The organism is Streptomyces sp. SAI-127, from assembly GCF_029894425.1.
Lineage (GTDB): Bacteria > Actinomycetota > Actinomycetes > Streptomycetales > Streptomycetaceae > Streptomyces.
In genome coordinates, this window is sequence record NZ_JARXYJ010000001.1 from 3,734,489 (window position 1) to 3,746,593 (window position 12,105).

14 protein-coding genes are annotated in these 12,105 nt (G+C 70.9%); 5 read left to right on the top strand and 9 right to left on the bottom strand.

From position 1 onward, the window contains the following. Positions 1-8 precede the first annotated feature (8 nt). On the bottom strand, positions 9-1,163 hold the full coding sequence (locus M2157_RS16880; RefSeq protein WP_280865645.1) for an inorganic phosphate transporter: 1,155 nt from the start codon (positions 1,161-1,163) through the stop codon (positions 9-11). A gap of 103 nt (positions 1,164-1,266) precedes the next feature. On the opposite strand from M2157_RS16880, the gene M2157_RS16885 reads away from it, so the two are divergent. The 3 genes from M2157_RS16885 to M2157_RS16895 all read left to right on the top strand — a co-directional run bounded on the left by M2157_RS16885 (position 1,267) and on the right by M2157_RS16895 (position 2,961). Further along, on the top strand, positions 1,267-1,662 hold the full coding sequence (locus M2157_RS16885) for a helix-turn-helix transcriptional regulator (protein ID WP_266522248.1): 396 nt from the start codon (positions 1,267-1,269) through the stop codon (positions 1,660-1,662). 123 nt (positions 1,663-1,785) lie between these two features. Next, positions 1,786-2,199 (top strand): VOC family protein, encoded by a 414-nt coding sequence (locus M2157_RS16890; protein WP_280862612.1) that lies wholly within the window; start codon positions 1,786-1,788, stop codon positions 2,197-2,199. An 18-nt stretch (positions 2,200-2,217) separates the two neighbouring features. Continuing rightward, the gene (locus M2157_RS16895) at positions 2,218-2,961 is read left to right on the top strand and encodes a VOC family protein (RefSeq protein WP_280862613.1); all 744 of its coding nucleotides are present in this window, start codon (positions 2,218-2,220) and stop codon (positions 2,959-2,961) included. Between the two features lie 213 nt (positions 2,962-3,174). Here M2157_RS16895 and M2157_RS16900 read toward each other — a convergent pair whose 3' ends face one another. The 5 genes from M2157_RS16900 to M2157_RS16920 form a co-directional block, all read right to left on the bottom strand. Next, complete coding sequence (locus M2157_RS16900) at positions 3,175-3,504, bottom strand: DUF952 domain-containing protein (protein ID WP_280862614.1); 330 nt, start codon at positions 3,502-3,504, stop codon at positions 3,175-3,177. A 10-nt stretch (positions 3,505-3,514) separates the two neighbouring features. Then, the gene (locus tag M2157_RS16905) at positions 3,515-4,729 is read right to left on the bottom strand and encodes a sigma-70 family RNA polymerase sigma factor (RefSeq protein WP_280863789.1); all 1,215 of its coding nucleotides are present in this window, start codon (positions 4,727-4,729) and stop codon (positions 3,515-3,517) included. Then, on the bottom strand, positions 4,726-5,139 hold the full coding sequence (locus M2157_RS16910; protein ID WP_280862615.1) for a YciI family protein: 414 nt from the start codon (positions 5,137-5,139) through the stop codon (positions 4,726-4,728). The genes M2157_RS16905 and M2157_RS16910 overlap by 4 nt, the downstream gene beginning before the upstream one ends. Before the next feature lie 85 nt (positions 5,140-5,224). Beyond that, positions 5,225-5,476 (bottom strand): hypothetical protein, encoded by a 252-nt coding sequence (locus M2157_RS16915; protein ID WP_280862616.1) that lies wholly within the window; start codon positions 5,474-5,476, stop codon positions 5,225-5,227. Positions 5,477-5,547: 71 nt separating this feature from the next. After that, positions 5,548-6,132, bottom strand: coding sequence for a dihydrofolate reductase family protein (locus M2157_RS16920; protein ID WP_280862617.1), 585 nt, complete (start codon positions 6,130-6,132; stop codon positions 5,548-5,550). Positions 6,133-6,250: 118 nt separating this feature from the next. On the opposite strand from M2157_RS16920, the gene M2157_RS16925 reads away from it, so the two are divergent. Then, complete coding sequence (locus M2157_RS16925) at positions 6,251-6,865, top strand: TetR family transcriptional regulator (RefSeq protein ID WP_280865646.1); 615 nt, start codon at positions 6,251-6,253, stop codon at positions 6,863-6,865. Positions 6,866-7,327: 462 nt separating this feature from the next. Here the strand turns inward: M2157_RS16925 and M2157_RS16930 are convergent, their stop codons facing one another. The 3 genes from M2157_RS16930 to M2157_RS16940 form a co-directional block, all read right to left on the bottom strand. Further along, positions 7,328-7,933 (bottom strand): GNAT family N-acetyltransferase, encoded by a 606-nt coding sequence (locus tag M2157_RS16930; RefSeq protein ID WP_280862619.1) that lies wholly within the window; start codon positions 7,931-7,933, stop codon positions 7,328-7,330. A gap of 168 nt (positions 7,934-8,101) precedes the next feature. Further along, on the bottom strand, positions 8,102-9,268 hold the full coding sequence (locus M2157_RS16935; RefSeq protein WP_280862620.1) for a family 2 encapsulin nanocompartment cargo protein polyprenyl transferase: 1,167 nt from the start codon (positions 9,266-9,268) through the stop codon (positions 8,102-8,104). 518 nt (positions 9,269-9,786) lie between these two features. Continuing rightward, the gene (locus tag M2157_RS16940) at positions 9,787-11,193 is read right to left on the bottom strand and encodes a family 2B encapsulin nanocompartment shell protein (protein ID WP_280862621.1); all 1,407 of its coding nucleotides are present in this window, start codon (positions 11,191-11,193) and stop codon (positions 9,787-9,789) included. A gap of 312 nt (positions 11,194-11,505) precedes the next feature. Here M2157_RS16940 and M2157_RS16945 point away from each other — a divergent pair, with 312 nt between their 5' ends. Continuing rightward, the gene (locus M2157_RS16945; RefSeq protein ID WP_280865647.1) at positions 11,506-12,096 is read left to right on the top strand and encodes an N-acetylmuramoyl-L-alanine amidase; all 591 of its coding nucleotides are present in this window, start codon (positions 11,506-11,508) and stop codon (positions 12,094-12,096) included. Positions 12,097-12,105 lie beyond the last annotated feature (9 nt).

The window sequence follows — 12,105 nt, forward strand, 5'->3', positions numbered from 1 at the left end:
CTGAGGGGTCAGGCGGCCGTACCGACGCGGGCCGGCGGCTCGGTGCGGAGGGTGACCTCGTGGGCGTCGTTGACGTTGTGCGCGCCGACCGGGTTGCGGCGCGCGAGCAGCACGATGCCCGCGGCGACGGCGGCACCGACCAGTGCGACGACGACCGTGCCGAAGTTGCCGCCGTGCTTCACGGCGCTCGCGGAGACGCCGCCGACCAGTGCGGCCGCCGGCAGGGTGATCAGCCAGGCCGCGACCATGCGCCCGGCGATGCCCCAGCGGACCTCCGCCAGCTTCCGGCCGAGGCCCGCGCCCAGGATGCTGCCCGAGGCGACCTGCGTGGTCGACAGGGCGAAACCGAGGTGGGCGGAGGTCAGGATGACCGTCGTGGACGCGGTCTCCGCGGCGAAGCCCTGCGGGGACTGGATCTCGGTGAGGCCCTTGCCCATGGTGCGGATGATCCGCCAGCCGCCGAGGTAGGTGCCGAGGCCGATCGCGAGACCGGCGGAGGCGATGACCCAGACCGGCGGACCGGCGTCGTGGCCGAGCGCGCCCGCCGAGATGAGGGTCAGCGTGATGACGCCCATGGTCTTCTGGGCGTCGTTGGTGCCGTGCGCGAGGGAGACGAGGGACGCGGAGGCGATCTGGCCGAGCCGGAAACCCGTGGTCACCGAGTCCTTGCGGGCACGGGCGGTGAGCTTGTAGGCGAGGTAGGTGGCGATCAGCGCCGCCACACCGGCCACCACCGGCGAGGCCACCGCGGGGATCAGGATCTTCTCGACCACCTTGTCGAAGTGCACGCCGTGCGAGCCGGCACCGACCCACACCGCGCCGATGAGTCCGCCGAACAGGGCGTGCGACGAGCTCGACGGCAGGCCGACCAGCCAGGTCAGCAGGTTCCACAGAATCGCTCCGACCAGCCCCGCGAAGATCATCCCCGGTGAGACGAGGGAGTCGTCCACGATGCCGCCGGAGATCGTCTTGGCGACCTCGGTCGACAGGAAGGCGCCGACGACGTTCAGGACGCCGCTCACCAGGACCGCGGTCCTGGGTTTCAGTGCACCGGTCGCGATGGACGTCGCCATCGCGTTGGCCGTGTCGTGGAATCCGTTGGTGAAGTCGAAGGCCAGGGCCGTGACGATGACGACCGCCACGAGGAACGTGATGTGGTCCATGCCTCCCATGGGAGCAAGCGCTTCCGTACGGCAGGCGAACGCGAGGCAAAGCGCGTTCCAGGTCCACGCGCCCAGCTCGTGAGCGTCGTGCGATGCTGGCGTGATGGTGAGCATCGAGGACCTGGTGCGGCTGCGGCAGGCGCGGGACCGGATGGACCGCGAGTACACCGAGCCACTCGACGTGACCGCGCTCGCCCGCACCGCGCTGATGTCACCGGGCCACTTCCAGCGCAGTTTCCGCGCCGAGTTCGGCGAGACGCCGTACGGCTATCTCATGACCCGGCGCATCGAGCGCGCGAAGGCGCTGCTGCGCCGCGGCGACCTGTCCGTCACCGAGGTCTGCATGGCCGTGGGGTGTACGTCCCTCGGCTCCTTCAGCTCGCGCTTCACGGAACTGGTGGGCGAGACCCCGAGCGCGTACCGCGCCCGCTCCCACGAGGAGATCGCCGGAATCCCTCCGTGCGTGGTCCGCAGGCACACCCGGCCCCGACGGGCCTAGGGCCTGTCCGGCGGATCAGGCCGACTTCACACGGCCTCCCCACACTCGGCCTCGCTCGCAGGGGAGTGCGTGCCCGACCCGCGACGCAGGCGTGATCCGCCGGGCAGGGCCTACCGTGAACCCATGGACATCAGACTCAAGAACTGCTTCATCGCCGTGGACGACCACGACAAGGCGATCGCGTTCTACCGGGACGTCCTGGGCATGGAGGTGCGCGGTGACGTCGGGTACGAGGGCATGCGCTGGGTGACGGTCGGCTCGCCGCTCCAGCCGGACGTGGACATCGTGCTGGAACCGCCCGCCGCCGACCCCGACGCCTCCCCCGCGGACAAGGAGGCCATGGCCCGGTTGCTGGCCAAGGGGCTGCTGCGAGGGGTCAACTTCACCACGTCCGACTGCGACGCGTTGTTCGCCCGGGTGCGGGAATCGGGAGCGGAGGTGATCCAGGAGCCCACCGACATGCCGTACGGAGTGCGGGACTGTGCTTTTCGGGATCCGGCGGGGAACATGCTGCGGTTCATGGAAGCGCGGAAGTAGCGCGCCTACGATCACGGCATGACTACCCGCTGGACGTACGCCTTCGTTGACCGGCCCGTGCCACGATTCGCCCAGGCCTGCGACTTCTGGACCGGCGCCACCGGCACTCGGTTGTCCGACCCCCGGGGCGAGCGGCGGGAGTTCGTGACCCTGGTGCCGCCCGGCGGGGCCGACGCCTGCGTCAAGGTCCAGGCCGTCGCCTCCGGGCCCGGCGGTGCTCATCTCGACTTCTGCGTCGACGACGTACGGAAGTTCGCGAAGGCGGCGGAGGCGCTCGGCGCGCATGTGGTCGCCGATCAGGGCACGTTGGTCGTGCTCCGCTCCCCCGCCGGCCAGCTGTTCTGCACCGATCCCTGGCGCGGGCAGTCGACCCGCCCGCCGGTGTTCCGCGGCACCCGCCTCGACCAGGTCTGCCTCGACATCCCGCCCTCCCTCCACGACGCCGAAGTCGCCTTCTGGGCCGCCCTGTTGCCCGACTGGGAGTCCCTGGCCGGCTCGCTGCCCGAATTCCATGTGCTCAAGCCGCCGGCCGGTCTCCCGGTCCGCATCCTCCTCCAGCGCCTCGACGAGGAACGCCCCGCCTCCGCCCATCTGGACCTCGCCTGCGCGGACATCGCTGCGACACGGGCCGAACACGAGCGCCTGGGCGCCGAGTTCGTCGCCGAAGGCAGCCGCTGGACGGTGATGAGGGACCCGGCGGGCGGCACCTACTGCCTGACGGGCCGGGACCCGGAGACGGGCGGACTGCCTAGCGGGTCCTGAAGAAGCAGAGGGTACGGCCCTTCTCGTCGGGGGAGGAACGGGAGCACGCCGTCTGCCACCCCTCCGGGAGCGAGGGCGTAGGAGTCGCCCGCTCCAAGACGTACGGCCCCGACGGCTCGTCCGAGTCCTGGAGCCAGAGCGTCAGCCCACCCGCTGCCACCACGAGAGCCGCCCACACCGACAGGACCCGGCCCCACAAGCGACGGCGACCGCTCACCCCCACGGTTCCACGTCGACGACCGCCTCCACCGGGATCGGCCCGTAGATGTGCGGGAACTCCTCGGCACCGGGCTCGGGGGCCTCGTACTTCAGCGGTACGGCCAGCCGCGCGGGGTCGATGACGAGGAGCACCAGTTCGTCGGGGCCGTCGTAGGAGCCGTACAGGAAGGCGGCTACGGCGGGCAGTTGCTCGCGCGTCGAGCAGTGGATGAACCCCTCCTCCTGGAGGGTGCGGCCGCGCGTGGACATCTCGTACGCGCCCCGGGCGCGCGCTTCCTCCCACAGAGAGCGTTCCGTGAGGTGCAGGATGGGTGTCGTGGACATGGGGCCCACGTTAGGGCCTCAGCCGGGCCGCCCGCCCCTGCAGATAGCGCTGCTCGGGCAGGCTCAGGGTCTTGGCCGCCGCCGACTCGTACGCGGCGCGGGCCTGCTCGCGGCAACCGGCCCGCTCCAGCAGATGCCCGCGTACGGCGTCCAGGCGGTGCCCCAACTCTCCGGTGAGCGTGTCCAGTTCCGCGAGTCCCGCCTCCGGTCCGCGGACCATGGCGACGGCGACCGCCCGGTTCAGTCGCTCCACGGGCCCGGGAACGAGCCGTACCAGAACGTCGTACAGGCCGAGGATCTCCCGCCAGTCGGTCGCCTCCGGCGAGGGCGCCTCGTCGTGTACGGCGGCGATGGCCGCGCGGATCTGGTAGGGCCCGGCATGGCGGCGGGCCAGCGCCCGGGTGACCAGCGCGACGCCCTCCTCGATCGCCGCCTTGTCCCAGCGGGCACGGTCCTGTTCGTCCAGGGGAACGAGGTCGCCGTCCGGGCCGGTGCGGGCGTCGCGGCGGGCGTCGGTGAGGAGCATCAGGGCGAGCAGGCCCGCGACCTCGCAGTCGTCGGGCAGGAGACGGTGGACCGTGCGGGTCAGCCGGATCGCCTCGCCCGCGAGGTCGCGCCGCTGGAGGGCCGGGCCAGAGGTCGCCGTATGGCCCTCGTTGAAGATCAGGTAGAGGGTCTGCAGGACGGCGGGCAGCCGCTCCTCCCAGTTCTCGGGCCGGCCGAAGCCGACGCCCCGCACCTTCTGTTTGGCCCGGCTGATGCGCTGGGCCATGGTCGCCTCGGGGACGAGATACGCCCGGGCGATCTCCGCCGTGGTCAGACCGCCGACCGCGCGCAGGGTGAGCGCGATCTGCGCGGACGCGGTGAGCTGCGGATGGCAGCACAGGAACAGCAGGGACAGGGTGTCGTCCTCGCGCGGCGCACGGTCGGCGACGGCCGTGTCCCGCACGCTCAGCGCCGCCGCCCGCTCCTCCCGCGCCCGCCGGGCCTCCTCCGCGCGCAGCGCGTCGGTCAGCCGCCGCGAGGCCACCTTGATGAGCCACCCCCGTGGATTGTCGGGCACCCCCGCCGACGGCCACTGCCCGGCCGCGGCGAGCAGTGCCTCCTGTACGGCGTCCTCGGCGGCGTCGAAATGGCCGTACCGCCTGACCAGCGCGCCGAGGACCTGCGGCGCGTGCAGGCGCAGCAGGTCCTCGGTCCCGGTGGCTCCTCGCACGGCCCTCAGATGTCCCCGGCGCCGTCCAGGATGGGCCGGATCACCACCGGGTACTCGGGGGCGCCGGCGGGCTGGGGGCACTGGGCGATGCGCTCGGCGATCTCCGTGACGCGCTCCAGGCTCTCGCACTCCAGCACCCAGTAGCCGCACAGCAGCTCCTTGGTCTCGCTGTAGGGCCCGTCGGTGATCACGGCCTTGCCGTCCGCGTCCCGGCTGACGTGCCGGACCTTCGCGGGCTCGGCGAGTCCCTGGCCGTCGAGCATCTCGCCGGTCTCGGACAGGTCGTCGTTGATGGCGCTCATGAACGCGTACATCGTCTGGATCTCCTGCTCGCTCCAGGCCGGGGAGTGCTCGGAGCCCTTGCCGCGCATCGCTTCGTAGTCGGTCTGCGTTCCCTGCACCATGACCAGGTACTTCATGATTCCGCTCCTTCGGCTTCGGTCGCCCCGTGCGGGCGGCTCTCACGGGGGACGTCGGAGCCGGGGACGGATTCTCGACACGGATTCAGGAACTTTTTCCGGCGGGGGCACCACCGTGGTCCTCGCCCGACTCGGTGACCTTGTCGGGCTCGGTGACCTTGTGGGGCTCGGTGGCCTTGTGGGGCTCGGTGACCCGGTCGGGGTTCGCCTCGCACTCGGGGTTGTGGCACGGGCCGCCCACCCACACGGGGACCCACGCACCCAGCGTCTTGTGACGCCGTACGACTGTCTGGACCGGCTGCCCGCAGACGGGACAGACGTGTTCGTCGCTGTCCATGCCTTCAGGGTAGAGCGAGGGGGCCGCGGGCGCTTCCCGCCGTCGGTGCCCGGCTTGCCGGGGCTTCGCGGTCAGTGCTTCCTGCTGTACGTCCGCACCAGGACGCCGTTGTCGAACGGGCGGACCTCGTCGAGCGCGAACCCGGTGACGGAGAAGTCGGCGGCGAACATCGGCATGCCGCTGCCGAGTGCGACCGGGTAGGTCTTGATGACGAGTTCGTCGATCTCGTCGCGCAGTTCGCCGGCGAGTTGGGAACCGCCGCACAGATAGATGCCCAACTCGCCTTCCTCCGCCTTCAGTTCGCGTACCCTGCCGACCAGGTCGTCGGCGATGATCTCGACGTGCGGGTCGGGCGACTCGGCGAGCGTGCGCGAGGCGACATATTCGCGCAGGTGGGAGTACGGGCTGGTGATGCCCTCCTTCAGCCCCACCTCGTAGCTGCCGCGGCCCTGGATGACCGTGTCGAACCTCTTGTTCTCCAGGTCGTGGATGCCGAGGCCTCTGCGGCCGGGGGTCGCGATGGTCTCCGGGTACTGGCTCGTGAGGTACGCGAGGAACTCCTCGTCGAGGAACGCGTACATGAACGACGCGTCACCGTCCGGGTCTCCGATGAAGCCGTCGATCGAACAGGCGACGAAGTACGTGAGCTTTCGCAAGCGGGTCTCTTTTCGTAAGCTGCGCTCCGGCGTGTGAACCACGTCAGTTGTAGTGCTTCACTTGTAGTGGTTGCAAGTGTATTTTCGGACCGGACGCAACTGGGAGGGGAGATTCCGCATGGCCAGCAATCCGGAGCGCCGGGCCGCGCTCGTGGACGCGGGGGTCGAGGTACTCGCCCGCGAGGGGGCGCGCGGGCTGACGTTCCGCGCGGTCGACACCGAGGCCGGGGTGCCGGTGGGCACGTCCTCGAACTACTTCACCGGCCGCGACGACCTGCTCCGCCAGATCGACGCCCGTCTCCACGTGCGCCTCGCGCCGGATCCCGACGTCGTGGCCGACCTGCTGACGCGACCGAAGGACCGCTCGCTGGTCAAGGCCCTCATGCACGACCTGACGGCCCGCGCGACCCACGACCGGACGGGCTATCTGGCCCTCCTGGAAATGCGCCTGGAAGCCACCCGCCGCCCCGAACTACGAGCCTCCTACACCAAGTCGGTCCGGGCAGACCTGGAGGACGGCATGCGGTTCCACCGCGAGGCGGCCCTGCCGGGCGGAGACGAGACGGTCATGGTGCTCTATCTGGCCATGCTGGGACTGCTGTTGGAACACCTGACACTGCCGGGCGTGCTGGAGGGCGCACTGCCGGGGACGGCCGTGCCGGATGCCCTGGTGGAACGGATCGTGGAGACGATCGTCCCGGTGAACGAGTCGGGGGGCGCGGGGCCGCGTTGAACCTGCGGCTACCACGGCGTTGGCGCGACGGCCCCGACACGGCCGCAGCCGCAGCCGCAGCCACAGGACGTCCTGTCCCGGAACTATCGCGCGAGTCGGAGGGGCGCGGGGCTGCCTTGAACCTGCGGCTACCGCCACATGGGCACAACCGGCACCTACTCCCGGCCCCGGCCACGTTGAACCTGCGGCAACCGCCACATGGGCACAACCGGCCCCCAGACGGCGGCACCCGCAGGACGACCGTCCGGCACCATCGCGCAAGTCCAAGGGCACGGGACCGCATCAAATCCGCGGCCACCACCGCGCGGGTCCGACCAGCCCCCACCCAGCCGCACCATCAGGACGACCCGCCCCGGCACTACCGCGCGAGTCAGTGGGCGCGGCCGCATTTAATCCGCGGCCACCACCGCGCGGGCCCGACCAGCCCACCCGCCCGCAACCACAGAACTACCCGTCCCGGAACTATCGCGCAGCGCGCGGCTCGCGCCACATGGGCCACATCTGGGGCCCGTTCGGCAGGTCGAGTGGCCGCTCCACCAGCTCAAAGCCGAGTCGCTCGTACAGCAACCGACTCCGCGCGCTGCTCGCCTCCAGATAGGTGGGCACCGTCTCCCGGTCGCACCGCTCCAGAACCGCCCCGATGAGCGCGGTCCCGAGCCCCTCCCCCTGCCGCTCCGGAGCCACCCCGATCATCCACAGATACTCGTGTGCCCGTCCCGACGGATGCACCTCCGCGGTGAGCCGCCCGATCAACTCGATCCGCTCGTTGTCCGGATCGAGAGCCTCCCTCAACTGGGCAAACCCGTCCTCGTCGTCATGCCCGTCAGCGCTCTCCGCCGGCACCGGCAGCCACAACGCGCACGCCGCCCCGTCCTCCGTGACATCGACCCGCCCCTCCGTGAGCACAATGTCGACGAACGCGGCCATCAGCCGGGGGTGGGTCGTCCGGCGCTCCTCCTCCCCCGGAAAGATCCACCCACTGACCGGATCGTCCTGGAAGGCCGAGTCCAGCAGTCGCGCGACCAGCTCGCGATCGTCTGCGCCGGCTGTCCGTATCGCCACGCCCATGCCCCACCCCTTTGTCTCAACCACCTTTGGCCACAAGGATGTTGAGACTATCCGGTGAGCGCTGAAACGGGCCCCGCACACCGTGGGGATGTGCGGGACCCGTCGGCCGGAGCCCACGGAGGGCCGCACGGGGTCAGGAACCGCGCGGTACCGGGCGCTCCGGGGTTCTCAGGCGCTGCGCCGCGTCACGAACTCCGCGAGGGACAGCAGCCCACCCGCCGCTTCCGGATCGGGCACCGCACGGGCCAGCTGCCCCATCGCCCGGGCCATCCGGTCGGCGGCCTGCACCTGCGCCCAGTCGCGTCCGCCGGCATCCTCGACAGCGAGGGCCGTACGCGCCAGATCCCCTTCGTCGTACGGCGCCGTGTACAGCGCTGCCAGCTCTGCGGCCGCCGCCGTGCCGGAGGTGAGCGCGGCGACCACCGGGAGGGACTTCTTCCGGGCGGCGAGGTCCGCACCGGCCGGTTTGCCGGTGCGGCTCGGGTCGCCCCATATGCCGATCACGTCGTCGATGAGCTGGAAGGCGAGCCCGGCCTCCCGGCCGAACGCGTCCATCGCCCCGACCTCCTCGCCGGACGCTCCCGCGTACAGCGCCCCGATGGCACAGGCACACCCGAGCAGTGCCCCCGTCTTGGCCTCGGCCATGACCAGCACCTGGTCGAGTGTGACCTCGCCGGGGTCGAGTGCCTCCATGGCGGTGTCATCGTGCTGGCCCTCGCACAGCTCGACGACACAGTCCGCGAGCCGGGCCGCGGCCGCTCCCGCCGCGGGGTGCGGGTCCTCGGCCAGCAGCCGGAGCGCCAGCGCCTGGAGGGCGTCGCCGGCGAGGATCGCGTCCGCGTCGCCGAACACCGTCCACGCGGTGGGCCGGTGTCTGCGGGTGGTGTCGCGGTCCATCACGTCGTCGTGCAGCAACGTGAAGTTGTGGACCAGCTCCACCGCCACGGCCGCCCGGACGGCCGCCGCCCTCGCCCGGTCACCTCCAAGGGCGGTGGCCGCGGTGAGAACGAGTGCGGGCCGTATCGCCTTGCCCGCGTTGCCCGCCGCCGGTGTGCCGTCGGCGTGCTCCCATCCGAAGTGGTAGAGCGCGACCCTCCTCAGCGAACCGGGCAGCGACTCCAGGGCGGAGCGCAGCTCGGGATCGACCGAAGCCCGGACCCGCTCCAGGATCACCCCCGCCTCATGACCGTCGAGCGGAGGCGTCTCGGCCCGCGGGGCAGGACAGTGAAGCGGGGGCGTCTCGGCCCGTGGGGCAGGCTCGTGCAGCGAAGGCGTCTCGGCCCGCACCTCGGACCCATGGAGCGGACGCGCCTCGGGTCCCTGAAGCGAAGGCATGTCAGCCCGCACGTCGGCCCCATGCAGCGGACGCGTCTCGGCCCGCGCCTCAGACCCGGGGAGCGAACGCGCCTCGGCCCGCACGTCGGCCCCATGCAGCGAACGCGCCTCGGCCCGCGCCTCAGACCCGAGGATCGGACGCGCCTCGGACCCGCGAAGCGAAGGCATCTCAGCCCGCGCCTCAGACCGGTGAAGCGAACGCACCTCGGCCTCCTGGCGCAAACGTGTCTCGAGCTCGTCGAGCGGGGCTATCTCGCCGGCCTGTGCCCGCTCCCCGGTCCGTCCGGTGGCCGGCACCTCCGTCACCCCGGCCGCCGGCACCCGCACCTCCGCCCTTTCTGTCGCCCACGCCTGCGTCCCCGTCGTGAACTCGGCCATGGAACCCCCCTCGGTCAGTCCGCGGACGGTGGCACTTCCGCTGTGGGTGGGCGCGTTCCAACGGGGCGTCTCCACCCCGGTGTCCGACCGGGATGTGCCCGCCCCGGTGGGCGGGGACACGCCTCCCAGGTGCAGAAACGTCACCTCCAGCGGCCGATCTCGACGTTCTCCAGGACTCCGAGCGCGTCCGGCACCAGCACGGCCGCCGAGTAGTACGCCGTCACGAGGTACTTGATGATCGACTGCTCGTTGATGCCCATGAACCGCACCGACAGACTCGGCTCGATCTCGTCCGGGATACCGGCCTGCTGGAGGCCGATGACCCCCTGGTCGGCCTCACCGGTACGCATGGCGATGATCGACGTCGTCCGCTCCGGGGTGACCGGGATCTTGTTGCACGGGTAGATCGGCACCCCGCGCCAGGTGGGGATGCGATTGCCCCCCATGTCGACGGTCTCGGGGACCAGTCCGCGCTTGTTGAGCTCCCGGCCGATCGCGGAGATCGCGCGCGGGTGGGCGAGCAGCAGCTTGGTGCCCCGGCGGCGGCTGAGCAGCTCGTCGAGGTCGTCGGGGCTGGGCACGCCGTCGTGCGGCTGGAGCCGCTGGTCGTACTCGCAGTTGTTCAGCAGCCCGAACTCGCGGTTGTTGACGAGTTCGTGCTCCTGGCGCTCCTTGAGTGCCTCGACGGTCAGCCGGATCTGCTGTTCCGTCTGGTTCATCGGCTGGTTGTAGAGGTCGGCCACGCGCGTGTGGATGCGCAGGACGGTCTGGGCGATGCTCAGCTCGTACTCACGCGGGCTGGCGTCGTAGTCGACGAAGGTGTGCGGGATGTCGGGTTCGCCGTCGTGACCCGCCGCGAGGTCGATCTCTTTCTCGCCGTACTTGTTGGTGCGCTGCGAGGGGATCGCGCGCTGTTCCTGGAGGTGCTCGCGCAGGGCGTCGGAACGCTCCGCCACCTGCTCGACGTCCTGGCGGGGCAGCACGAGGACCGTACATGCGGTGGCCGCGCGGGCGGTGTACTCCCAGATGGCGTCCGGGTCGAGGAGCGCCTGGTCGCCGAAGTAGGCGCCGTCGGCGAGGACTCCGAGGACCGCGTCGTCGCCGTAGGGGCCGGTGCCGACCTTCTCCACCCTGCCGTGCGCCAGCAGGTACACCTCGTCGGCCTGGGCACCGAACGAGGCGATCACCGAGCCCGGGGTGAACTCCCGCTGCTGGCAGCGTCGGGCGAGCTCGGAGAGCACGTCGTCGTCCTCGTACGACCTCAGCGCCGGCAGCTCGCGCAGCTCGGCGGGGATCACCTCGACCCGGTCTCCGGTCTTCACGAACGTCACCCGGCCGTCGCCCACGGCGTAGCTCAGTCGTCGGTTCACCCGGTACGTGCCGCCCTGGACGTTCACCCAGGGCAGCATGCGCAGCAGCCAGCGGGAGCTGATCTCCTGCATCTGTGGTGCGGACTTGGTGGTGGTGGCCAGGTTCCGCGCGGCCGCCGTGCCGAGGCTCTGCTGCGGCCGGTCCTGCTCGGTGCGGACCTCTTCGCCTACCGACATAAGGAATTGCCCTCCCGGTACATGCCCGGACGCGATCTGCTCCCGGGCATCGTGTGCATGGACAAGCCTTCCTTACGGAACGTGCCGGTGCTATTACACGAAAGAGCGGGAATGGATCATCGCGAGACTGGGCATATGCGCGGCTCATGTCTACTGACGACTGGTCAAGTCCGGTTCCGTTAACGGAATTTGCCTGTCCGAATCAGCTCGCACGCTGTACGAACCAGGAGTCGGAGTCCGCCGTTTTCGGTACAAGCACCGGTACGAGCCGGCCGCGGTCGGCGGCCGGTGCGCAGTGCGAAGGAGGGGGCCATGGCCTCACCCATGTCCGCGGGCAGATTCCTGGCCGTCCTGCGGGCCGAGGGTGCCACCGTCGTCGAGGTCGGCGACTGGGAGCACCACAACCGCAACCACGTCGGCGCCTGGGGTCCGGTGCACGGCGTGATGATCCATCACACGGTGACGAGGGGCAGCGCGGCGACGGTGGAGCTGTGCCGCAAGGGCTACACGGGCCTGCCCGGCCCGCTCTGCCACGGAGTCATCACCAAGGACGGCACCGTCCATCTCGTCGGCTACGGCCGCGCCAACCACGCCGGTCTGGGCGACGACGACGTCCTGCGCGCGGTGATCGCGGAGAGGGCGCTCCCCCTCGACAACGAGGCCAACACCGACGGCAACCGCCACTTCTACGGCTTCGAGTGCGAGAACCTCGGCGATGGCGAGGATCCTTGGCCGGCGGCCCAGCTGACGGCGATCGAGCGGGTCTCGGCCGCGGTGTGCCGCCATCACGGCTGGACGGAACGGTCGGTCATCGGCCACCTGGAGTGGCAGCCGGGGAAGGTGGACCCGCGGGGGTTCACGATGGCCTCGATGCGGGCGCGCATCCAGGACCGCCTCACGTGACAATGGAGC